The sequence below is a fragment of the Gammaproteobacteria bacterium genome (assembly GCA_029884425.1).
Lineage (GTDB): Bacteria > Pseudomonadota > Gammaproteobacteria > S012-40 > S012-40 > JAOUHV01.
In genome coordinates, this window is the sequence record JAOUHV010000021.1 from 22,740 (window position 1) to 44,522 (window position 21,783).

At 50.8% G+C, this 21,783-nt stretch carries 37 protein-coding genes and 4 tRNA genes; all 41 read right to left on the reverse strand.

The features are described from left to right. Positions 1 to 11: 11 nt before the first annotated feature. On the reverse strand, positions 12 to 1,007 hold the full coding sequence (rpoA, locus tag OEW58_07455) for a DNA-directed RNA polymerase subunit alpha (protein ID MDH5301182.1): 996 nt from the start codon (positions 1,005 to 1,007) through the stop codon (positions 12 to 14). A 27-nt stretch (positions 1,008 to 1,034) separates the two neighbouring features. Then, the gene (gene rpsD / locus OEW58_07460) at positions 1,035 to 1,661 is read right to left on the reverse strand and encodes a 30S ribosomal protein S4 (protein MDH5301183.1); all 627 of its coding nucleotides are present in this window, start codon (positions 1,659 to 1,661) and stop codon (positions 1,035 to 1,037) included. 14 nt (positions 1,662 to 1,675) lie between these two features. After that, complete coding sequence (rpsK, locus tag OEW58_07465; protein MDH5301184.1) at positions 1,676 to 2,065, reverse strand: 30S ribosomal protein S11; 390 nt, start codon at positions 2,063 to 2,065, stop codon at positions 1,676 to 1,678. A gap of 21 nt (positions 2,066 to 2,086) precedes the next feature. Beyond that, positions 2,087 to 2,446 (reverse strand): 30S ribosomal protein S13, encoded by a 360-nt coding sequence (gene rpsM, locus OEW58_07470; GenBank protein ID MDH5301185.1) that lies wholly within the window; start codon positions 2,444 to 2,446, stop codon positions 2,087 to 2,089. 81 nt (positions 2,447 to 2,527) lie between these two features. Then, the gene (gene rpmJ / locus OEW58_07475) at positions 2,528 to 2,641 is read right to left on the reverse strand and encodes a 50S ribosomal protein L36 (GenBank protein ID MDH5301186.1); all 114 of its coding nucleotides are present in this window, start codon (positions 2,639 to 2,641) and stop codon (positions 2,528 to 2,530) included. 28 nt (positions 2,642 to 2,669) lie between these two features. After that, positions 2,670 to 4,025: a preprotein translocase subunit SecY gene (gene secY, locus OEW58_07480; protein MDH5301187.1), complete on the reverse strand. Its 1,356-nt coding sequence runs from the start codon at positions 4,023 to 4,025 to the stop codon at positions 2,670 to 2,672. After that, positions 4,025 to 4,459, reverse strand: a complete 435-nt coding sequence (gene rplO, locus OEW58_07485; protein MDH5301188.1) for a 50S ribosomal protein L15 — start codon at positions 4,457 to 4,459, stop codon at positions 4,025 to 4,027. Before rplO ends, secY begins: the two co-directional genes overlap by 1 nt. 2 nt (positions 4,460 to 4,461) lie before the next feature. Further along, the gene (gene rpmD / locus OEW58_07490; protein ID MDH5301189.1) at positions 4,462 to 4,647 is read right to left on the reverse strand and encodes a 50S ribosomal protein L30; all 186 of its coding nucleotides are present in this window, start codon (positions 4,645 to 4,647) and stop codon (positions 4,462 to 4,464) included. 4 nt (positions 4,648 to 4,651) lie between these two features. After that, positions 4,652 to 5,158, reverse strand: a complete 507-nt coding sequence (gene rpsE, locus OEW58_07495; GenBank protein MDH5301190.1) for a 30S ribosomal protein S5 — start codon at positions 5,156 to 5,158, stop codon at positions 4,652 to 4,654. A gap of 12 nt (positions 5,159 to 5,170) precedes the next feature. Next, the gene (gene rplR, locus OEW58_07500; GenBank protein MDH5301191.1) at positions 5,171 to 5,524 is read right to left on the reverse strand and encodes a 50S ribosomal protein L18; all 354 of its coding nucleotides are present in this window, start codon (positions 5,522 to 5,524) and stop codon (positions 5,171 to 5,173) included. Positions 5,525 to 5,534: 10 nt separating this feature from the next. Next, positions 5,535 to 6,068 carry a 50S ribosomal protein L6 gene (gene rplF, locus OEW58_07505; GenBank protein ID MDH5301192.1) on the reverse strand — a complete coding sequence of 178 codons (534 nt, stop codon included), beginning with the start codon at positions 6,066 to 6,068 and terminating at the stop codon, positions 5,535 to 5,537. 12 nt (positions 6,069 to 6,080) lie between these two features. Next, entirely contained in the window at positions 6,081 to 6,476 is a 396-nt protein-coding gene (gene rpsH / locus OEW58_07510; GenBank protein MDH5301193.1) for a 30S ribosomal protein S8, read from the reverse strand. A 21-nt stretch (positions 6,477 to 6,497) separates the two neighbouring features. Then, a complete protein-coding gene (gene rpsN, locus OEW58_07515) occupies positions 6,498 to 6,803 on the reverse strand; it encodes a 30S ribosomal protein S14 (GenBank protein ID MDH5301194.1) in 306 nt (101 codons plus the stop codon). A gap of 11 nt (positions 6,804 to 6,814) precedes the next feature. Beyond that, positions 6,815 to 7,354 carry a 50S ribosomal protein L5 gene (gene rplE / locus OEW58_07520; GenBank protein ID MDH5301195.1) on the reverse strand — a complete coding sequence of 180 codons (540 nt, stop codon included), beginning with the start codon at positions 7,352 to 7,354 and terminating at the stop codon, positions 6,815 to 6,817. A gap of 11 nt (positions 7,355 to 7,365) precedes the next feature. Beyond that, a complete protein-coding gene (gene rplX, locus OEW58_07525; protein MDH5301196.1) occupies positions 7,366 to 7,683 on the reverse strand; it encodes a 50S ribosomal protein L24 in 318 nt (105 codons plus the stop codon). Between the two features lie 18 nt (positions 7,684 to 7,701). Then, positions 7,702 to 8,070 (reverse strand): 50S ribosomal protein L14, encoded by a 369-nt coding sequence (rplN, locus tag OEW58_07530; protein MDH5301197.1) that lies wholly within the window; start codon positions 8,068 to 8,070, stop codon positions 7,702 to 7,704. 151 nt (positions 8,071 to 8,221) lie between these two features. Then, on the reverse strand, positions 8,222 to 8,479 hold the full coding sequence (gene rpsQ / locus OEW58_07535; GenBank protein ID MDH5301198.1) for a 30S ribosomal protein S17: 258 nt from the start codon (positions 8,477 to 8,479) through the stop codon (positions 8,222 to 8,224). Next, positions 8,476 to 8,679, reverse strand: coding sequence for a 50S ribosomal protein L29 (rpmC, locus tag OEW58_07540; protein MDH5301199.1), 204 nt, complete (start codon positions 8,677 to 8,679; stop codon positions 8,476 to 8,478). The genes rpsQ and rpmC overlap by 4 nt, the downstream gene beginning before the upstream one ends. After that, the gene (rplP, locus tag OEW58_07545; protein MDH5301200.1) at positions 8,679 to 9,092 is read right to left on the reverse strand and encodes a 50S ribosomal protein L16; all 414 of its coding nucleotides are present in this window, start codon (positions 9,090 to 9,092) and stop codon (positions 8,679 to 8,681) included. Before rplP ends, rpmC begins: the two co-directional genes overlap by 1 nt. A 5-nt stretch (positions 9,093 to 9,097) precedes the next feature. Next, complete coding sequence (gene rpsC / locus OEW58_07550; protein ID MDH5301201.1) at positions 9,098 to 9,796, reverse strand: 30S ribosomal protein S3; 699 nt, start codon at positions 9,794 to 9,796, stop codon at positions 9,098 to 9,100. 11 nt (positions 9,797 to 9,807) lie between these two features. Next, a complete protein-coding gene (rplV, locus tag OEW58_07555; GenBank protein ID MDH5301202.1) occupies positions 9,808 to 10,140 on the reverse strand; it encodes a 50S ribosomal protein L22 in 333 nt (110 codons plus the stop codon). A gap of 12 nt (positions 10,141 to 10,152) precedes the next feature. Next, the gene (gene rpsS, locus OEW58_07560; GenBank protein MDH5301203.1) at positions 10,153 to 10,431 is read right to left on the reverse strand and encodes a 30S ribosomal protein S19; all 279 of its coding nucleotides are present in this window, start codon (positions 10,429 to 10,431) and stop codon (positions 10,153 to 10,155) included. A 20-nt stretch (positions 10,432 to 10,451) separates the two neighbouring features. Next, on the reverse strand, positions 10,452 to 11,276 hold the full coding sequence (gene rplB / locus OEW58_07565; GenBank protein ID MDH5301204.1) for a 50S ribosomal protein L2: 825 nt from the start codon (positions 11,274 to 11,276) through the stop codon (positions 10,452 to 10,454). 19 nt (positions 11,277 to 11,295) lie between these two features. After that, positions 11,296 to 11,595, reverse strand: a complete 300-nt coding sequence (rplW, locus tag OEW58_07570) for a 50S ribosomal protein L23 (protein ID MDH5301205.1) — start codon at positions 11,593 to 11,595, stop codon at positions 11,296 to 11,298. Further along, positions 11,592 to 12,197 carry a 50S ribosomal protein L4 gene (rplD, locus tag OEW58_07575; protein ID MDH5301206.1) on the reverse strand — a complete coding sequence of 202 codons (606 nt, stop codon included), beginning with the start codon at positions 12,195 to 12,197 and terminating at the stop codon, positions 11,592 to 11,594. Before rplD ends, rplW begins: the two co-directional genes overlap by 4 nt. Positions 12,198 to 12,215: 18 nt before the next feature. Next, positions 12,216 to 12,860 (reverse strand): 50S ribosomal protein L3, encoded by a 645-nt coding sequence (gene rplC, locus OEW58_07580; protein ID MDH5301207.1) that lies wholly within the window; start codon positions 12,858 to 12,860, stop codon positions 12,216 to 12,218. Positions 12,861 to 12,984: 124 nt separating this feature from the next. After that, positions 12,985 to 13,299, reverse strand: a complete 315-nt coding sequence (rpsJ, locus tag OEW58_07585; GenBank protein ID MDH5301208.1) for a 30S ribosomal protein S10 — start codon at positions 13,297 to 13,299, stop codon at positions 12,985 to 12,987. 8 nt (positions 13,300 to 13,307) lie between these two features. After that, positions 13,308 to 14,498, reverse strand: a complete 1,191-nt coding sequence (gene tuf, locus OEW58_07590; protein MDH5301209.1) for an elongation factor Tu — start codon at positions 14,496 to 14,498, stop codon at positions 13,308 to 13,310. Positions 14,499 to 14,554: 56 nt separating this feature from the next. Then, positions 14,555 to 14,629 (reverse strand) — tRNA-Thr (locus OEW58_07595). A 10-nt stretch (positions 14,630 to 14,639) separates the two neighbouring features. Further along, positions 14,640 to 14,713: transfer RNA gene (locus OEW58_07600), tRNA-Gly, on the reverse strand. Positions 14,714 to 14,766: 53 nt separating this feature from the next. After that, positions 14,767 to 14,851 (reverse strand) — tRNA-Tyr (locus OEW58_07605). A 163-nt stretch (positions 14,852 to 15,014) separates the two neighbouring features. Next, positions 15,015 to 15,090, reverse strand: a tRNA-Lys gene (locus OEW58_07610). A 270-nt stretch (positions 15,091 to 15,360) separates the two neighbouring features. After that, a complete protein-coding gene (queC, locus tag OEW58_07615) occupies positions 15,361 to 16,032 on the reverse strand; it encodes a 7-cyano-7-deazaguanine synthase QueC (protein ID MDH5301210.1) in 672 nt (223 codons plus the stop codon). After that, a complete protein-coding gene (gene queE / locus OEW58_07620; protein MDH5301211.1) occupies positions 16,033 to 16,683 on the reverse strand; it encodes a 7-carboxy-7-deazaguanine synthase QueE in 651 nt (216 codons plus the stop codon). It abuts the gene before it with no gap. Between the two features lie 15 nt (positions 16,684 to 16,698). After that, positions 16,699 to 17,484 carry a tol-pal system protein YbgF gene (gene ybgF / locus OEW58_07625; GenBank protein MDH5301212.1) on the reverse strand — a complete coding sequence of 262 codons (786 nt, stop codon included), beginning with the start codon at positions 17,482 to 17,484 and terminating at the stop codon, positions 16,699 to 16,701. A 24-nt stretch (positions 17,485 to 17,508) separates the two neighbouring features. Further along, complete coding sequence (pal, locus tag OEW58_07630) at positions 17,509 to 18,042, reverse strand: peptidoglycan-associated lipoprotein Pal (protein ID MDH5301213.1); 534 nt, start codon at positions 18,040 to 18,042, stop codon at positions 17,509 to 17,511. Between the two features lie 76 nt (positions 18,043 to 18,118). Beyond that, positions 18,119 to 19,438 carry a Tol-Pal system beta propeller repeat protein TolB gene (gene tolB, locus OEW58_07635; protein ID MDH5301214.1) on the reverse strand — a complete coding sequence of 440 codons (1,320 nt, stop codon included), beginning with the start codon at positions 19,436 to 19,438 and terminating at the stop codon, positions 18,119 to 18,121. Between the two features lie 17 nt (positions 19,439 to 19,455). Next, on the reverse strand, positions 19,456 to 20,334 hold the full coding sequence (gene tolA, locus OEW58_07640) for a cell envelope integrity protein TolA (protein ID MDH5301215.1): 879 nt from the start codon (positions 20,332 to 20,334) through the stop codon (positions 19,456 to 19,458). Beyond that, a complete protein-coding gene (tolR, locus tag OEW58_07645; protein MDH5301216.1) occupies positions 20,334 to 20,789 on the reverse strand; it encodes a protein TolR in 456 nt (151 codons plus the stop codon). The genes tolA and tolR overlap by 1 nt, the downstream gene beginning before the upstream one ends. Then, positions 20,790 to 21,470 (reverse strand): protein TolQ, encoded by a 681-nt coding sequence (tolQ, locus tag OEW58_07650; protein MDH5301217.1) that lies wholly within the window; start codon positions 21,468 to 21,470, stop codon positions 20,790 to 20,792. It abuts the gene before it with no gap. Next, the coding region (locus OEW58_07655; protein ID MDH5301218.1) for a hypothetical protein at positions 21,467 to 21,783 on the reverse strand (317 nt) is incomplete at its 5' end. The genes tolQ and OEW58_07655, both read right to left, overlap by 4 nt.

Sequence of the window (21,783 nt, forward strand, 5' to 3'; positions counted from 1 at the left end):
CTATTGCCTAATCAGGCAGTTTCTCTCTGTTTGTCTTTCAATTGAGCAGGCGGCCAGTTTTCCAGGCGCATACCCAAGGACAAACCTTTGGAGGCAAGCACATCCTTGATCTCGGTCAAAGATTTCTTACCCAGATTCGGTGTCTTCAGCAACTCAACTTCAGAGCGCTGAATCAAATCACCGATGTAGTAGATGTTTTCGGCTTTCAAACAGTTCGCAGAACGAACAGTCAATTCCAAATCGTCAACCGGACGCAACAACACAGGATCAACCGCTGGCTCTTCTTCCTTCGGTTCTTCCTTAGCCATACCCTTCAGATCAACGAAATGTGTCAATTGATCTTGCAGGATGGTGGCCGCATTGCGGATCGCACCTTCGGGATCGATAGTTCCGTTAGTTTCCAGCTCCAGAATCAGCTTGTCCAAATCGGTACGCTGATCCACACGCGCAGCCTCAACATTGTAAGACACGCGCTTGATGGGGCTGAAGGATGCATCCACCAGCAGACGACCAATTGGACGATCTTCATTGTCCGCACGAGCCGTCGAAGGCTGGTAGCCACGACCTGTTGCAACCTTGATGATCATGTTCAACGAGCCTGACTTGGTCAGATTTGCGATAACATGACCTGGATTAACGATTTCTACGCCGTTAACCAATTGAATATCACCAGCGGTAACAGGACCAGGACCCTTTTTGTTCAGGGTCAGAGTTGCTTCACCATTGGTTGCCATACGGATGGCAAGTTCCTTCAGATTCAGCAGAATTTCGATTACGTCTTCCTGCACACCTTCAATTGCACTGTACTCGTGCAATACGCCTTCGATCTCAATTTCTGTGACCGCAGCACCGGTCATTGAGGACAATAAAATACGGCGCAAGGCGTTACCAAGAGTATGACCAAAGCCACGCTCCAGCGGTTCCAAAGTTACTTTCGCACGAGTCTCTGATAACTTCTGAACATCCACTAAACGTGGTTTTAACAATTCGCCTATCGCAGTTTGCATGAAGGGTCCTCTTCCCGCTAGCTAGGATTACTTAGAGTACAACTCTACAATCAACTGTTCGTTGATGTCAGATGGCAGATCAGAACGTTCAGGAACGTTACGGAACACACCTTCAAGTTTCTTAACATCAACGCTCAACCAGTCAGCGATGCCGCGCTGTTGCGCAGCGTCAGCCGCTGCTTTAACGCGCAGCTGTTCTTTAGAAGCACCCGTGACCGCAACAACGTCGTCAGCCTTCACTTGGTAAGAAGGGATAGTCACAGTGCGACCATTTACCAAAATACTCTTGTGACGGACCAACTGACGCGCTTCGGAACGAGAAGCAGCAAACCCCATCCGGTAAACAACGTTATCTAGGCGGCTTTCCAACAACTGCAGCAATCTCTCGCCTGTTGAACCCTTACCGCGATCTGCTTCTTGGTAGTACAGTCTGAACTGGCCTTCCAGGATGCCATAAATACGACGCACCTTCTGCTTCTCACGCAACTGCGTAGCATAATCAGAAAGACGACCACGGCGTTGACCGTGCTGACCAGGTGGGAATGGACGTTTCTCCATTGCACACTTGCTGGTGAAGCACTTCTCACCTTTCAAAAACAGCTTCTGCCCTTCACGACGGCACAAGCGGCACTTAGATCCTATATACTTCGCCACAGTGGACTCCCGGTCTATACTCGACGTTTCTTAGATGGACGGCAACCGTTGTGCGGAATGGGCGTCACATCTACGATGTTATTGATTTTAAAGCCAACGATATTCAGCGCACGAACAGCTGATTCGCGACCTGGGCCGGGGCCCTTCACCATGACGTCTACATTTTTGACGCCAAATTCTTGAGCAGCACGACCAGCACGCTCTGCGGCCACCTGGGCAGCAAAAGGAGTGCTCTTACGTGAACCGCGGAAACCGGAACCACCAGAGGTCGCCCAGCTCAATGTATTGCCCTGGCGATCCGTGATAGTCACGATTGTGTTATTAAATGAGGCATGAATGTGCGCTACAGCGTCAGAAACATTCTTCTTGACGCGTTTGCGGACAGGTTTGGTTGCTTTAGCCATAACTCGTTGACCCTAAGTCTATTATTGCTTCTTAACCAAGCGACGTGGTCCCTTACGGGTACGCGCGTTGGTACGGGTGCGTTGACCGCGCAGTGGAAGACCACGACGGTGGCGGATGCCGCGGTAGCAGCCCAAATCCATCAAACGCTTGATACTCATCGACACTTCACGACGCAAGTCACCTTCAACAGTGAACTTGCCTACCTCTGTACGCAAAGCTTCGACCTTCTCTTCGGAAAGATCACTGATCTTGACCGCAGGTTCAACACCAGCCGCTTCACAGATAGCTTTTGCGCGGGTGTGACCAATACCGTAAATATAAGTCAATGCGATAACCGCATGTTTCTTATCCGGAACGTTAACTCCAGCGATACGCGCCATTACTTCAATTCTCCTAAATCTTCCCGGCGTTCTTTGAGCCGCGGAATTCTACCTATCTTTGCCTAGTAAATCAAGTGGATATTATCCCTGACGCTGCTTATGACGAGCATCGGCACAGATCACACGGATTACACCCTTACGCTTAACTACTCTGCATTTACGGCAAATTTTTTTAACAGAGGCTCTAACTCTCATTGTTCCGACTCCAACAAACTGTCTAGGCTTAGCGAACCAAGCCGCTTCTGCCATGGGATTTCAGATTGGCCTTCTTCATGATGCCTTCATACTGATGAGACATCAGATGTGCTTGGGTTTGGGCCATAAAATCCATGATCACCACGACAACGATCAATAACGAAGTTCCACCAAAGTAAAATGGAACGTTCCAGTACAAAATCAAGAACTCTGGCAACAAGCACACCGCCGTAATGTACAACGCACCAACCAGAGTCAGGCGTGACATGATTTTGTCGATATACTGAGCAGTTTTATCACCTGGGCGTACGCCCGGTATAAATGCCCCAGATTTCTTTAAGTTATCTGCTGTATCTTTTGGGTTAAACACCAACGCGGTGTAAAAGAAGCAGAAAAACACAATCGCCACCGCATACAGCATGACATACATTGGTTGGCCCGGAGACAACGTAGACGCCAGGTCCTTCAACCAATCCATACTCTCACTGCTGCTGCCAAACCAGCCGCCCAGCGTCGCAGGGAAGAGTATGATACTCGACGCGAAAATCGGGGGAATAACGCCTGCCATGTTAACTTTCAACGGCAAGTGGCTAGTGCCACCGGCGTACAGCTTATTTCCCTGCTGTCTTTTCGCGTAATTCACGGTGATGCGGCGCTGACCGCGCTCAACAAACACCACAAAATAAGTGACCGCCAAGGCCAGCGCCAACAGCGCCAGAATGGCAAACCAACTCAATTCACCGGTACGACCCAGCTCAAGTGTCCCACCTAACGCAGAAGGCAGGCCCGCCACGATACCAGCAAAGATAATGATGGAAATACCATTACCTATGCCGCGCTCGGTCACTTGCTCACCCAGCCACATCAGGAACATCGTCCCGGCAACCAGCGTAATCACACAAGTAATCACGAACAAGGGACCAGGTTCAATGACAACACTAGCATTACCAATACGCTGCGATTGCAGGGCAATGGATACACCAATGGCTTGGAAGGTTGCCAATACCAGCGTCAAATAGCGCGTGTACTGGGTAATCTTCCGTCGACCAGACTCGCCTTCTTTCTTGAGCTGCTCAAGCTTCGGCCAAACCGAGCTCAGTAGCTGCACAATAATCGATGCCGAGATATAAGGCATTACGCCCAACGCAAATACCGACAAGCGTCCCAGTGCGCCACCCGAGAACATGTTAAACATGTCCAGAATGGTGCCCTTCTGCTGCTCAAACATTTGCGCCAATGCTACCGGATCAATGCCGGGCACAGGAATATGCGCACCAATGCGAAATACAATCAACGCCCCAAGTACAAACAAGAGGCGTTGGCGTAATTCAGTAAGTTTGCCGCCAGCTAGGCTGGCTGCCATCGCCTGGCGTGAGGACCCCATCAGGCCTCCACTTTACCGCCAGCAGCTTCAATCGCTGCTTTGGCGCCGCTAGTCACGCCCAACCCGCTTACAGTGATTGCACGAGCAATTTCACCAGCCAAAATTACTTTAACGCGTTCAATCTTCTCACCAATCAAACCAGCTGCACGCAGAGTTTCCATGCTTGCAACACTGCCTTCGATTTTGGCAATTTCGTGCAAACGAATTTCTGCAACAAACGGCTTGGAGCGTGAGTTAAAACCAACTTTTGGCAAACGACGCTGCAGAGGCTGTTGACCACCCTCGAAACCTGGGCGGATTTTACCACCGGTACGAGCAGTTTGACCTTTATGACCACGGCCACAAGTTTTACCCAAACCAGAACCAATACCGCGACCAACGCGTCTAGCGCGAACACGCGAACCAGGAGCTGGCTTCAATGTATTCAGTTGCATGATCAAGCTTCCTCTACCTTCAACATGTAGTTGACTTTATTAATCATGCCGCGATTCTCAGGCGTATCCATCACTTCAACGCAGTGACGAATGCGACGTAATCCGAGACCAGCAACGCACGCTTTATGCGCTGCCAAGCGACCGTTTGTGCTGCGTACCAGCGTAACTTTCAGCTTCTTCGCACTCATGATCTTATTCCAAAATTTCTTTAACGGTCTTACCGCGCTTGGCTGCAACATCTTCCGGAGAAGTCATTTCCGCCAAACCCTTAACAGTAGCGCGAACCACGTTAATCGGATTGGTTGAACCAACGCACTTAGCCAATACGTTATGCACGCCAGCAACTTCCAATACTGCGCGCATCGCGCCACCAGCAATGATACCTGTACCATCCGAAGCAGGCTGCATGTAGACCTTGGAACCACCATGACGGGAAAACACTGGGTGCTGCAGAGTTGTTTCGTTCAGTTTTACAGTAACCATGCTTCTACGTGCTTGGTCCATCGCCTTCTGAATGGCAACTGGAACTTCACGCGCTTTGCCTGTACCAAAACCTACGCGGCCTTTACCATCACCAACCACTGTCAGTGCGGCAAACGCAAATTGACGACCACCTTTTACCACTTTGGCAACGCGGTTTACCGCGACCAACTTTTCCAGCAAATCGTCTTTGCTTGGTGCTGCTTCGAAATTAGACATAATCAACCCTTTTTAGAATTTCAATCCGGCTTCACGCGCGGCATCTGCCAGGGCTTTGATGCGTCCGTGATACTTAAAACCTGAACGATCAAAAGCAACTTCGGACACGCCTTTCTCAACAGCGCGCTCTGCGATCAACTTACCAATCGCTGCGGCAGCATCAACGTTACCGGTGTATTTCATACCTTCGCGAACCGCCTTCTCGTTGGTTGATGCTGCGGCAATGACATTGCTGCCATCAGCTGCGATCAACTGTGCGTAGATGTGGCGAGGGGTACGGTGCACACACAAGCGAGCAGCACCCAGTTCGCGGATCTTAGCGCGAGGCTTAACTGCCCGGCGCAAACGTTTAATTTTCTTTTCCATGATTCAGCCTTTATTTCTTCTTGGCTTCTTTCATTACTACGGTTTCATCGTCGTAACGAACGCCCTTACCTTTGTAAGGCTCAGGAGAACGATAAGCACGGATGTTGGCAGCTACCTGACCAACCATATGCCTATCCACACCCTTAACCAGAATTTCAGTCTGACTGGGTGTCTCTACAGCAATGCCTTCGGGCACAACAAATTCAACCGGATGAGAAAAGCCCAATGACAAGTTCAACTTCTTGCCCTGAGCCTGCGCACGGTAACCAACACCTACCAGACGCAGCTTTCTCTCAAAACCTTTGGACACACCAACAACCATATTGTTAACCAACGCACGGGCGGTACCTGCTTGCGCAGATGCACCCTTGGAGCTGTTGCGCGGAGCAAAGGTTACTGTACCTTCCGCGTTAGCTACCGTGACGTCTTTATGAACATTCAGCGTCAACGCGCCCTTGGGGCCTTTTACCGCTACTACTTGCCCTTGGATACTGGCTTCTACGCCTTTGGGCAGAGTAACGGGATTCTTAGCAATACGTGACATCGCAAGTTCTCCTTAGGCTACGAAGCAAATAACTTCGCCGCCGATACCCGCTTTACGCGCAGCCCGATCGGACATAATACCCTGGGACGTAGACACAACTGCCACACCCAAGCCAGCGCGTACCTTTGGTATCTCGCCAGCGCCTTTGTAAATACGCAGACCTGGGCGACTTACACGCTTCAGCTCATCAATTACAGGCTTACCACCGTGGTACTTCAGTGCGATGGTAAGAATGCTCTTACCTTCAACAGAAGCGACCGCACAGTCTTTAATGTAGCCTTCTTGTTTCAACAGATCAGCAATGGCTTTCTTGGTCTTGGAAGCCGGCATGCTAACCTCGGACTTTTCAGCGGAATGCGCATTACGAATGCGCGTTAACATGTCCGCAATAGGATCTGACATTGACACAGCAAATACCCCTTTATCCTGTTACCAGCTCGACATTACCAAGCCTGGAATGTCGCCACGCATGGCGTGCTCACGCAGCTTGTTACGAGCTAAACCAAATTTGCGATAATAGCCGTGCGGACGACCAGTCACGCGACAGCGATTATGCATACGGCAACGACTTGCATCGCGCGGCAGACGTTGAAATTTCAGGCGAGCTGCATCACGTTCTTCCTGAGACAAGCTCATGTCGGACATAACTGCTTTCAACGCTGTACGCTTAGCGGCAAATTTTTCCACTGTGCGCTTACGCTTAATCTCGCGGTTTAGCATGCTTTTCTTAGCCATATGCTCGACCCTTAATTCTTAAATGGAAAGTTAAACGCCGCCAACAATGCACGACCTTCTTCATCGGTGCGAGCAGTCGTAGTAATGGTAATATCCATACCACGCAACTTGTCGATCTTGTCAAACTCGATCTCAGGAAACACAATCTGCTCTTTAACACCCATGCTGTAGTTTCCACGGCCATCAAATGAACGACCATTCAAACCACGGAAGTCACGCACGCGCGGAATCGCAATATTGATCAGACGATCCAAAAACTCATACATCTGTTCATTGCGCAGCGTTACTTTACAACCGATAGGCCACTGATCACGAATTTTAAACGCAGCAACCGACTTGCGAGCCTTGGTAATCACTGGCTTTTGACCTGCAATCTTGGTCATATCTGCCACAGCGAAATCCAGAACTTTCTTGTCGCCAACCGCTTCACCCACACCCATATTGAGTGTGATTTTTTCGATACGTGGCACAGCCATACTGCTGGAGTAATTAAACTGCTTCTGCAGCTTTGGCACCACGGTATCTTTGTAAACTTGTTTCAACCTTGCCATGGATCTACCCGTCAAATGTCTACTAGTTCGTTATTAGACTTGAAGAAACGAACTTTGCGACCATCTTCCAGGACCTTAATTCCAACGCGATCACCCTTGTTAGTCTTGGGATTAAAAATCGCCACGTTGGAAACATGCAAAGACGCTTCTTTCTCAATAATACCGCCTGGCTGATTCGCCATCGGGTTGGCCTTCACATGGCGTTTAACCATGTTTGAACCTTCGACGAAAACGCGATCATCAGCGGTAACGCGAGTTACGGACCCACGCTTACCTTTATCTTTACCTGCGGTGATAACGACGTCATCACCTTTACGAATCTTACGCATAGCCGAACTCTCTCTACCTTACAGCACTTCAGGCGCCAGGGAGATGATCTTCATAAAGTTGTCTGTACGCAACTCACGAGTCACCGGGCCGAAGATACGAGTACCAATGGGCTGAAGGTTATTGTTCAACAGCACTGCTGCATTTCCGTCAAAACGGATAACAGAACCATCAGCGCGACGCACACCCTTACGAGTGCGGACCACCACAGCATTAAAGACATCACCCTTTTTAACTTTGCCACGGGGCAAGGCTTCTTTGATGCTCACTTTAATAACATCGCCAATTCCAGCGTAACGACGCTTGGAACCGCCTAACACTTTTATACACTGAACGCGCTTGGCACCACTGTTGTCAGCCACGTCAAGTGTTGTTTGCATTTGAATCATGGACAGTCTCCAATCCCATTTGATTCACCCCGAAAAGGCGCAGGATTCTAGCACACCTATAATGCACTTGGAAGCCCATCGTTGAGCCACCGACATCCCGTTCGCTTCCGGAGGAATGTTGAAGAAGCAACACCTTCTTCAACACTTTGATTTATTTGGTCTTTTCTAAAACTTCAACCAAGCGCCATGTTTTCAATTTTGAAATCGGGCGAGTCTCAACGATGGCAACCAGGTCGCCTTCTTGACAGACATTGCCCTCATCATGAGCATGCAACTTGGTGGAGCGCTTAACAAATTTACCGTAAAGTGGGTGAGGCTCTTTGCGCTCAACCAGCACTGTAATGGACTTGTCCATTTTGTTGCTGACAACACGACCCACTACGGTACGAGTTTTTTCTTGAACACTCATGCAGCGCCACCTTCACGTTTCTTTGCATTGATCACAGTCTTAACACGTGCGATATCACGACGCACCTGTTTCAAGCTGTGACTTTGACCCAGTTGACCGGTTGCGTGCTGCATGCGCAGAGTGAACTGCTCTTTCAACAAACCATGCAGTTGCTCGGTCAGAGCATCAACGCTCTTACTTCTTAATTCATTCGCTTTCATCAGATCACCGTGCGACTCACAAATGTAGTGCCTACAGGCAATTTGGCTGCAGCAAGACGGAATGCTTCACGCGCTTCTTCTTCAGAAACACCTTCCATCTCATACAGCATCTTGCCAGGCTGAACCTCGGCCACCCAGTATTCAACATTACCTTTACCGGCACCCATACGAACTTCTAGGGGCTTTTCGGTAATGGGCTTGTCTGGGAAGATCCGGATCCAAATTCTACCGCCACGCTTGATGTGACGAGTCATCGCACGACGTGCGGCCTCGATCTGACGCGCGGTAATACGACCACGTCCTGTGGCCTTCAAACCAAAGTCACCGAAGCTGCATTTATTGCCGCTAGCGGCCCAACCACGGTTACGTCCTTTAAAAACTTTCCGAAATTTAGTGCGCTTAGGCTGTAACATGTGCCTTACCCCTGTGCCTTCTTAGCGGCAGCTTTCGCTGGCTTGGCTGGAGCCTCTTCAGCAACCACTGCTCCTTTATCAAACACCTCGCCTTTGAAGATCCAGACTTTTACGCCAATGATGCCGTAAGTAGTCAGAGCTTCAGCGGTGCCGTAATCAATGTCTGCACGCAGAGTGTGCAATGGCACGCGACCTTCACGATACCACTCCATGCGCGCGATTTCTGCACCGTTCAAGCGACCAGAAACATTGATACGAATACCTTCCGCACCCAGACGCATTGTGTTCGTTACAGCGCGCTTCATCGCACGGCGGAACATGATACGCTTTTCCAACTGCTGGGCAACACCTTCAGCAACCAGACGAGCATCCAGTTCAGGCTTGCGGATTTCTTCGATATTCAGGTGAACAGGAATCCCCATCATCGCAGAAACATCGCTGCGCAGACGTTCGATATCTTCACCTTTTTTACCAATCACGATACCAGGACGGGCAGTGTGAATGGTAATGCGCGCATTGCGAGCTGGACGAGAAATCTCGATTTTGCTCACAGACGCGTGCTTCAGTTTTTCACGCAGGAACCGGCGAACTTCCAAGTCGTTATTCAACAGGTTCGCATAGTCCTTGCTGTCGGCATACCACTTGGAGTTCCAATCGGTAACTATCCCCAAGCGGAAACCGGTAGGATGTACTTTCTGACCCATAATAATTCCTCTTAGCTGTCCGCCACAGTCACAGTAATGTGACTGGTTCTTTTCAGAATGCGATTCGCACGACCTTTGGCACGCGGCTGAATGCGCTTGTACGCAGGACCTTCATCAACCATGATGCTAGCAATTTTCAGCTCATCAATGTCGGCACCATCGTTGTGTTCAGCATTCGCAATCGCGGATTCAACTACTTTACGAATAACATGCGCAGCTTTTTTGTCGCTGAATGTCAGCAACTGCAGCGCTTTCTCTACAGGCTTTCCACGAACCTGGTCAGCAACCAGTCGCGCTTTCTGCGGAGAGATACGCGCAAAACGTAATTTAGCGTTCACTTGCATCGTCTAACCCTCTTAGCGCTTAGTGACTTTCTTGTCCGTCCCATGACCGCGGTATGTGCGGGTAAGGGAGAACTCGCCTAACTTGTGGCCAACCATATTTTCGTTTACTAACACAGGCACATGCTGTTTACCGTTATACACGGCGATCGTCAACCCAATCATGTTGGGCAGGATCATGGAACGGCGAGACCAAGTTTTGATTGGGCGTCGCTCGTTATTTTCAACAGCCTTATTAACCTTGTTCAACAAGTGCTCGTCAATAAACGGGCCTTTTTTAATTGAACGTGGCATAACTATTCCTCTTATCCGAATTACTTACGACGACGCACAATCATCTTATCTGTACGCTTGTTTGAGCGAGTCTTGTAACCCTTGGTTGGGGTACCCCATGGAGACACGGGATGACGACCACCAGAGGTACGACCCTCACCACCACCATGCGGATGGTCTACAGGGTTCATCGCTACACCACGTACAGTGGGACGAATGCCTTTCCAGCGTTTCGCACCGGCTTTGCCGATTGAACGCAAATTGTGCTCTGTGTTGCTAACTTCGCCCATGGTAGCGCGGCAATCTGCCAGCACGCGACGGATTTCACCGGAGCGCAGACGCAACATTACATGAGTATTTTCTTTAGCAACCAACTGCACTGATGCACCGGCGCTACGAGCCAACTGGGCTCCCTTGCCTGGACGCATCTCAACACAGTGCACAACGCTACCCACTGGGATATTGCGCAGCGCCATACTGTTACCAACTTTGATTTCCGCAGCTTCGCCAGCCACAACAACGTCGCCCGCCTGCAGACCTTTTGGCGCGATAATGTACGCGCGCTCACCATCTGCATAACAAACCAACGCAATGTGCGCCGTACGATTCGGATCGTATTCTAAACGCTCTACTGTACCCGCGATACCGTCTTTGGTGTTGCGCTTGAAGTCAACAACGCGGTAATGGTGCTTGTGACCACCCCCACGATGACGCACGGTGATACGGCCCAGGTTATTACGACCGGACTTCTGGATCTGCTTCTCAACCAAGCCTGCATGTGGCTTGCCCTTATGAAGCTCTTCACCTACGATCTTGACCAAAAAGCGGCGTCCAGGTGAAGTAGGTTTTGTTTTTACTACTGCCATTGTTAGCTACCTTTCGCTCTTATTCCGCGCCCATCAGGTCAATGTTTTGACCTGCAGCCAGCTTGACGTAGGCTTTCTTCCAGTCCGGACGACGCCCTGTACGAGCAGTGGCACGACCTTTGACTTTGCCCTTAACGTTAACCACACGAACCTGGTCAACCTTAACCTCAAACATTGCCTCTACCGCTTTTTTGATTTCCAGCTTGGTAGAATCAACAGCAACCTTCAGAACAAACTGATTCGCGCCTTCTGCCAATCCGCTAGACTTCTCGGAAACGTGAGGGGCCAAAATGGTTTTCATCAAACGTTCTTGATTCATCCCAGCATCTCCTCAATTTTCTTGATTGCACCTGCAGTGACAACCACTTGTGGGAAAGCCACCAAACTTACAGGATCAACCTTGGCTGCTTCGCGCACTTCGACATTAATCAGGTTGCGTGCAGACAGATACAAGTTCTCGTCGAACTGCTCTGTTACCAACAACGCTTCACCAATTCCATAACCCTTCAGCTTGCCAACCAAAGACTTGGTCTTGGGTGCATCCAGAGCCAAAGAATCTACTACTACCAGACGATCCTGGCGTGCCAGCTCGGAGAAAATTGCGCGCATTGCTGCGATACGCATTTTCTTATTTACTTTCTGACTGTAGTTCTGATTGGTCGACGCGAAGGTTTTACCACCGGTACGCCACAATGGGCTACGGATAGAACCTGCACGCGCACGACCGCCGCCTTTTTGACGGAATGGCTTGGCACCACCGCCAGCAACATCAGCACGGGACTTGTGACCACGTGTACCGGCACGACCGCCAGCCATGTGAGCCACAACTACCTGATGAACCAGCGTTTCGTTAAATTCGCGGCCAAACACTTCGTCGGAAACTTCTACGGGAGCAGCGCCACCGACTGTTTTCAATTTAATCGCCATCGCTTAATCTCCTTACCTGCTACCTTTAACGGCGGGACGGACAACCACGTCACCACCTTTGGAGCCAGGAACAGCGCCTTTGATCAACAACAAGTTGCGATCCGCATCAACACGCACTACTTCCAGAGACATAGCAGTACGGCGCACGTTACCCAAGTGACCAGACATTTTCTTGCCCTTGAATACGCGACCAGGCGACTGGTTCTGACCGATAGAACCAGGAGCACGATGACTCAAAGAGTTACCATGTGTGGCATCTTGAGCGGCAAAATGATGACGCTTGATTGTGCCTGCGAAACCTTTACCGATAGAGGTACCGGTTACATCCACTTTCTGACCCGCTTCAAACATACCCAGGGAGACTTGACCACCCAGCTCAAGACCTTCGCCTTCGCCTTCGGCCAAACGGAACTCCCACAAGCCACGACCAGCTTCTACACCAGCCTTGGCAAAATGGCCAGCAGCCGCCTTGTTTACGCGACTGGCACGACGATTGCCCACAGTTACCTGCACGGCACGATAGCCGTCGGAGTCTACAGACTTAATCTGAGATATGCGATTTGGCTCTACTTCAATCACGGTTACGGGCACAAATTCACCAGCTTCGGTGAACACGCGCGTCATACCGTGTTTACGACCAACGACACCTAAAGTCATTTTTCTATCCTCACCGCACCAATTTCGATTGATTGGCGCTGTTTAGCATTAAAAAATATATAAAAAATTCGCCACCCTAAATTCAGGGAGGCGAATATTACCAGAAAACCACCTAGAAAGTAAATTAGTTCAGTTTAATCTGAACATCTACGCCGGCAGCCAAGTCCAGTTTCATCAGCGCATCCACAGTTTTGTCTGTAGGATCAACGATATCCAGCAGACGCTTGTGGGTACGGATTTCGTACTGTTCACGTGCATCTTTGTCAGCATGCGGAGAAATCAACAGAGTGAATTTCTCGATTTTGGTCGGCAAAGGAATCGGGCCACGGACCTGGGCACCGGTACGCTTTGCAGTTTCTACGATCTCCTTAGTGGACTGATCAATCAGACGATGATCAAATCCCTTAAGGCGAATACGGATATTTTGGCTAGCGCTCATGATTATATTTACTCAACAACTTTGGCAACAACACCCGCACCTACGGTACGGCCACCTTCACGGATAGCGAAGCGCAGACCTTCCTCCATCGCAACCGGTGCGATCAGAGTAACAACCATTGCTACGTTATCACCAGGCATAACCATCTCTACACCCTCGGGCAGATCACAAGAACCCGTGACGTCCGTGGTGCTGAAGTAGAACTGAGGACGGTAGCCATTGAAGAATGGCGTGTGACGACCACCCTCTTCTTTGCTCAACACGTACACTTCAGCTTGGAACTTGGTGTGCGGCTTGATTGAACCTGGCTTACACAGAACCTGGCCACGCTCAACTTCTTCACGCTTGGTACCACGCAGCAGCACACCCACGTTATCACCCGCCTGACCTTGGTCAAGCAGCTTACGGAACATTTCAACACCAGTACAGGTGGTCTTGATCGTTGGGCGGATACCGACGATTTCAACCTCGTCACCCACCTTCACGATACCGCGCTCGATACGACCAGTAACTACGGTACCACGACCAGAAATAGAGAATACGTCTTCTACAGGCATCAGGAACGCGCCGTCAATTGCACGCTCTGGCTGTGGAATGTAGCTGTCCATGGCCTCAACCAACTTGTGAACCGATGGTACACCGATTTCAGACTGATCGCCTTGCAGCGCTTTCAGCGCAGAACCAACGATCACAGGAATGTCATCACCCGGGAAGTCGTAAGAAGACAGCAGCTCGCGAACTTCCATCTCTACCAGTTCCAGCAGTTCAGCATCGTCAACCATGTCCGCTTTGTTCATGAACACTACGATGTAAGGAACGCCTACCTGGCGAGACAACAGGATGTGCTCGCGAGTCTGAGGCATGGGGCCGTCAGCAGCAGAACATACCAGGATCGCGCCATCCATCTGCGCCGCACCAGTGATCATGTTTTTAACATAGTCAGCGTGCCCAGGGCAGTCTACGTGGGCGTAGTGGCGATTGGCAGATTCGTACTCAACGTGTGCAGTAGAGATCGTGATACCACGAGCGCGCTCTTCTGGCGCACCGTCGATCTGGTCATACGCCTTAAACTCACCGCCAAACTTCTCAGCCATACACTTGGTGATCGCTGCAGTCAGTGTCGTCTTACCGTGGTCAACGTGGCCGATTGTACCTACGTTAACGTGCGGTTTAGTACGTTCAAATTTACCTTTAGCCATGGGAGACGCCCTCTATGCCAAACTTTAAAAAAACAACAAGCCAAATATCAATTTCGTGGAGCCCATGCCCGGAATTGAACCGGGGACCTCTTCCTTACCAAGGAAGTGCTCTACCCCTGAGCTACATGGGCCTAAACCTTTTGGAGCGGGTGATGGGAATCGAACCCACGTCATCAGCTTGGAAGGCTGAGGTTCTACCATTGAACTACACCCGCAGCACTCTTAGCTGCGCGACCGCTCGGCAATTCAACTTGCGCAACTCATAATATGGTGGAGGGGGAAGGATTTGAACCTTCGAAGGCAGAGCCGTCAGATTTACAGTCTGATCCCTTTGACCGCTCGGGAACCCCTCCAAAAACAGCCGTGTATTCTCCCCAATGAGACAACCAGTGTCAATCATCTGGAGAAGAGAAAACCCTAGTTTTCCCATTCACGCACACCATCTACCCGCAAAAAACAACCTGCACAGCATTCAGATGGTGCAAAAAAGCCCCGCCACGCGGGGCTTTAAAAATATGGTGGGCCGTCTGCGACTCGAACGCAGGACCAACGGATTAAAAGTCCGCTGCTCTACCGACTGAGCTAACGGCCCGAGAAGTGCGCGTATAATACCCGTTTAAATTTAAAACGCAACCCCTTAAAACCCATTAAGTTTCTCAAAGATAAGCCAAGTGATGTGAAAACAATCAACTGCGCACAAAAAATCAGCAAACGGTGTTATTCGATCAAATTCAGCTCGGCCCGGGGCTGCAGTAATCCGCCTGTCGGTATTTTTTGCCAACACAGCCAGCAGCACAGCCTTTCCATGATAAAACACTGTAACTTATTGAAAAAATGGGGAGATACTGCAGATATCAGCCAATTATGGCTGGTAGTGGGTAGGATCCGGCACGCCGGCCTGCTCAAAGCCTACTCGACGCAGACGACAAGCATCGCATCGTCCACAGGCCCGCCCTGCCGCATCCGCCGCATAGCAGGAGGTTGTCTGGGAATAGTCCACCCCCAAACGCTGACCGCATTGGATGATTTCCGCCTTGCTCATACTGATCAGCGGGGTATGAATGTGAAAACGGCCACCCTCCACACCCGCTTTGGTCGCCAACTGCGCCAACGACTCGAAGGCAGCTATAAACTCTGGGCGGCAATCCGGATAACCAGAATAGTCCACTGCATTAACGCCAATGAAAATATCAAAACTCCCCAGCACCTCCGCCCACCCCAGCGCCAAGGCAAGAAACACCGTATTACGCGCCGGCACGTAGGTCACAGGAATCCCGACACCAGGATCGGTCGGCACCGCAATACTGTCATCAGTTAACGCCGAACCACCAATATCGCGCAAACCCAGCGAAACAACCTTATGCTGAACCGCCCCCATCTGCTGCGAAAGTCGCCCTGATGCCTCAAGCTCTGCCCGATGCAACTGACCGTAGTCAAAACTCAGGGTATAACATTCATACCCTTGCTCCTGAGCAATCGCCAAAACCGTTGACGAATCCAGCCCGCCAGACAAAAGCACAATCGCCTTTTTCATCTAGCGCCCCTTTTCGTCGCCCCAAATGAGCTTATGCAATTGCAGTTGCATGCGCACATTCAGCCCGGCATCCAAAATCCACTGCGCCAGCACTTTAGGCTCAATCAAGCCAAAACTGGGCGAAAACAGAACGTCGCAGCGCGCATCCAATTGATATTGCGCCATCATCGCAACCGCCCAATCGAAATCTTCTCGATGAGCAATAACAAATTTGACTTCATCAGCCGCGTTCAGGCATGCAATATTCGGCAGGTGATTTTTTTCCTGCTCACCGGAGGATGGCCCCTTCAGATCCATCACGCGATGCACGCGCGAATCAACCTGACAGATATCCAGCGCACCACTCGTTTCCAGCGATACAACATAGCCTTCGTCACACAAACGAGTCAGCAAATTCAGACAGGCCTTTTGCGCCAGCGGCTCACCCCCGGTCACACACACGTGTCGCGCAGGAAACTGCCGGACACGGGCCAGCACATCGTCCAACGCCAGCCACTCGCCGCCTTGAAAAGAATAAGTGGTATCACAATAGACACAGCGCAACGGACAGCCGGTCAACCGCACAAATGTTGTCGGCAACCCCACCGTGCGAGACTCGCCCTGAAGCGAATGGAATATTTCGGTAATGCGTAAACGCGGCGCTTCCGTCATAAAACGCGCTTAGAACTAAAGCTGGCCGTCCAGCTTCATCTGCTGGACGCGACGCTCGGCCAAACGCGCCGCCGAACTGGAGGGAAATTTCTGCAAAACTTGCGTCAGCGATTGCTGGGCCTTTTTCCAGTCCTTGAGCTCGTAATAGGCAAAACCGCTCTTGAGATAGGCATCCGATACTTTTGAACTGTCCGGGAAATTCTTGATAACTTTTGCAAACTCTTCAATCGCAGCCGGGTAATTACGCATCACGTAATAAACCTCACCCAGCCAATACTGCGCATTGTCAGCATAAGCGCCATCTGGATAGGTTTGCAAAAAACCCTGGAAAGTCGCCAATGCCTGCTGATACTGCCCGGCCTTCAGTTCGGCAAAAGCCTTCTGGTAAGTGCCCGCCTCATCCAGACTCAATTCGCTCACACTCTCTGCCGGAGCAGCTTCATCGCTCTGCACACCGACCGCAACACCACCCTTGCTACTGCCGCCACCGGATTCGAGCTGCTGCAATCGCTGATCAGCATCCATGTACAGATCTTTTTGCTGACGCTTGAGCTGCTCCAGAGCATGCCGCGCTTCATCCAGATCGCCCCGCAGGGATTCTGCTTCGCGTTCCAGACGATCGATAGACGCCTGTAATTGTGCTGCATTTTGATTTTCAGCCATCCGCTCAAGGCGCTTGATGCGCTGATCGATGGTCATGCTGGAAGTATCGACTGGAGGAGCCGCCAGCAAGCTGACGGAAACAAGGCAGCCTGCGGCAATCAAGCCGCAGGCCAACGCTCGCGTGGATGACCGAATCATAGACACTCCATCCACTTCAAACGATTAGTAAACAAAAATTGCGCGGCGATTTTTCACCCAAGCAGACTCATCGTGACCGTCAACTTCGGGATTTTCTTCACCAAAACTTACCGTACGAACCTGCGACGCACTCACGCCTTTGGCAGTCAGCATGCGCAATACCGAATTTGCACGACGCTCACCCAAAGCCATGTTGTATTCGCGCGTACCACGCTCGTCACAATGCCCTTCGATGGTCACCGTCGCATCTGGATTGGCCGCCAAATGCTTGGCGTGCGCGTCAATAACTCGACGATATTCTGGCTTGACATCAGAACTGTCGAAATCGAAATAAATTTTGCGCTGAGCCAGTGCATCATCCGCGACAGGCTTGGAGCTTTGGCTGCTACGGTCTTCGGCAGCCAGCGGAGTCGCTTCTTCTGCGAGCGGAACCGCACTGTCTTCAGCCTGCATCTGAACTTCAGGCTCTTTAGTTTCGACAGCAGGCCCTTTGCTACCACACCCGATCAACAGCACCAACGGGACCAGAGCTACAACTAGCTTGGCAACGTGTTTCATTTATCACTCCTCACAAAAAGTTCATACAAATTTCAACGTTTCGGAAACACCCAACTGGCGTGCCACCGACCTAAAGCTAATTCAGAAATGACGACCAAGCCGGCTCATACACCTCAATACCTCCCGGCGGAGCGGACAAACGCTGATGAATGCGCCCATCTTTAGAAACCACCGCCAGTACCGTTTTCTTCTTCCACACCGCCGAATAAATAATCATCCGACCATTTGGTGAAAAACTGGGAGACTCGTGCCAATACTCTCCCTGCGACCCGCGAGTCAGCACTTCAGTGCGGCCACGCTCAAAGTCGTAAATTGCAATATTGTGATTGCCGTCGTCGCTCAAAGTTACAAAGGTTATCATGCGACCGTCCGGGGCAAAAGAGGCACGCAGATTTTGTTTGCCTTCAAATGTCAAACGCTTCACATCCGAACCCGATAAATCCGTCATGTATATTTGTGGTCGACCACCACTGCGATCCGAGGTGAACACCAAGGTTTTCCCATCCGGCGACCAGCGCGGCTCGGTATCAATCGCCCAATGACGGGTAATTTGCCGCAATTGCTTGGTCTCCATGTCCATCACGTAAATATCGGAACTACCATTCGCTAACTTTACCATAGCCAACTGTTTTCCATCTGGCGACCACGCAGGAGCAGAAAATTTGTCGCTGGAACGCGTCAATCGGTCATAACGGCGATTATTCAAGTCGAACACATAGATCGATTGCCCCGTTCCACGCGCCACTGCATAGGCAAGTTTAGTGTTGTCCGGTGACCAGGTGGGTGAAAAGATGGGACTCTTGGATGCCAATACCGGAACTTCGTTTTCTGTGTCCGAATCGGCAATGTACAACCGGTAGCGCGCGCCCTGGAAGTTGGCCGGCATTTTTTGCACGTAGGCCAGACGCGTGGCGAATGCACCTTTTTCACCGGTAATCGCCTCGTAAATGACGTCCGCCACCTGATGCGCCGTCATCCGCAACTGCTTATCTGCCACCGCTGGCATACGAAAGCCCGCCATCTGCTTGGCGCGGAAAACATCGTACAAGCGAAACTCCACCGTATATGTTCCACCAGCCTGACCAATAACTTTGCCGATAACCAGGTAGGGAATGTTCATCATCCGCCAGTTTTCAAACCGAACCTGGCTCGGCTCGCTAGGCTTGGCCAGCATGTCTTTTTCAGGCATAGGCTTAAAATAGCCACTGCGATACAAATCAGCAGCCACCACCTGAGAAACATTATCCGTAGGCCGCACGGCACCTTCAAATGCAAACGGCACCACGGCGATGGGCTCTGCGGTTTCTATCCCTTCGGTGATCTCGATTTTTAAAATGGCGTGCGCGGCGGTTGAAAACAACCACATCAACATCACCGCCGACAAAAAACGTTTCATTGTCACTACTGTGTTCCTTAGTTATTAATGAATTCCAACTCTATTTCACGGAACTCATTTATCAGACTTCTGTCACTGGGCATCGGCAACGGCTGAGCACGCAGTATCGCATCTTGTACGGAATTATCAAACTTCGAGTCGCCACTGCTGGTTTTCAACACAACACCAGCCACCTGACCTGTCGGCAAAAGACGAATTCGCACAACACACGAAACCCCTTTGCGCAAACCAACCTTATTCCAGTGGCGCTCAATGGCAGAACGCATCATCTGCATCTGTCTGGCCATGGCTGTCGCCTTGGCTTTGTCGGCGGCCGCCCTAAGCTTGCTTTCCTCTTCCATCAACTGCTGCTGACGCATGCGCTCTTCTTCTTCGCGCTGTTTTGCCTCTAATTGACGACGCTCTTCATCTTTGCGCTTTTTCTCAGCCTCTTCAGCGCGTCGTTTTTGTTCTTCTGCCTTACGCTGCGCTTCATCGGCTTTACGCTGAACTTCGGCGACACGCTTTTCCTCGGCCTTGCGCTTTTCTTCAACCTTTTTCCGCTCCGCCTCTAGGGCGCGAGTGCGTTCGGATTCTTCTTTGTTTTTGCGCTCAATTTCCTTCAGGCGCTCTTGCTCTTTTTCCCGCTCACGACGAGCATTGTCAGCTTTTTGCTCCAAATCACGAACGCGGTTTTCTTCCGCATCTTTGCGCTTGCGCTCGTCATTGCGGATTTTTTCCAGTTCAGCCTGCACCTGCTGCTCATTCACCGCCACGGCCTGCACCACTTCAATTGGTGGCGGCGGCGCGACTTTCTTGCTCCAGTCAAAACTGAAAATAAAAAACGTCAACAGCACTATGTGCGCAATCAACGCAATCGCAAACGCTTTGGGATACTTTTGAATAATTCCGATCATTACTGCGGCCGTCTGATGGGGTCAGGTGCTTCGGTAATCAAGCCCACGGATGGCGCTCCGGCTTTTTGCAACAATGCCATTGCGGTTATCACCTTGCCGTACGATACATCCTTGTCACCACGCACCAACACCGGTGTTTTGGGTTGATAGCGCAACAACGCCGCCACCTTATTCACCAGCTCCTGATGATCGATGGCCTTCTTGGGAGCATCGCCGATATTCAGGTAATAATTTCCGTTCACGTCAACCGTCACCACGAGAGGTTCGATGTTGTCGTCACTGTTTTTGATTGGCTCAGCCGCCGCCTTGGGCAACTCCACCGTCACGCCCTGCGTCAACAGCGGGGCGGTAATCACAAATATCACCAACAACACCAGCATAACGTCAATGTAGGGCACCACATTGATCTCTGCCTTGGCGCGTCGCCGGTGCTTCCTTTGAGCCGCTACTGACATTTACTTATGCGCCTGCCGCTGCAAAATATTGGAAAACTCTTCAAAAAACGCGTCGCACCGGGTGGTCAAGCGATCAACGTCTGTCACGTAGCGATTGTAGGCAATGACCGCAGGAATCGCGGCAAACAAACCAATCGCCGTCGCAATCAGTGCTTCCGCAATACCGGGAGCCACCATCGACAAGGTTGCCTGCTTGGCATTACCCAGCGCACGGAACGAATTCATAATCCCCCACACCGTTCCAAACAGGCCGATGTAGGGACTGGCCGAACCCACCGTGGCCAAAAACGGCAGATTGGTTTCCAGCGCATCCACTTCGCGATTCAGCGCAACGCGCATACTGCGCTGCACACCCTCAATGACAACCTGGGGCGACAATGCATCATCCTTGCGCAGGCGAACGTATTCACGAAAGCCCGCGACAAAAATCGTTTCCAGGCTGTTTTCACCGAGCTTGCGCTGATTTTGTGATACCTGGCTAAACAGGCTGGACAAATCTGACGTGCCCCAGAATTTTTTCTCAAATTCATCCACCGAAATATTCGCCTGTCGCAACAAACGGAACTTGCCGACAATGATTGTCCACGACAACAACGATGCACCCAGCAACATCAACATCACCAGTTGCACTACGGGCGAAGCGCCCATGACCAGTCCAACGACGGACATATCGGTATTCACGAAATAATCTCCTCAAGCAATTCCACTGACATGCGCTTTGGCTGCATGCCATCTGCACTCAACACCACGATTTTGACCAGACCTTCACAGACCAGTTCATCCATACCGTCCGGCATATTCCAGCCAGCCTCAAACCCGAGCATTTCTGCGCGCATCCGATAAATTTCTTGGCGGAAATGTAAACTTAAACGATTGGAAGAGATCAATTCGGTTTTAACCGCCAGCAAATCATCGTATTTTGCCGTACGTTTAAATTCTAGCGACGCATGACGCACTGCAAACAACAGGGAGTGTTGTGCCACCCACTTCGCCT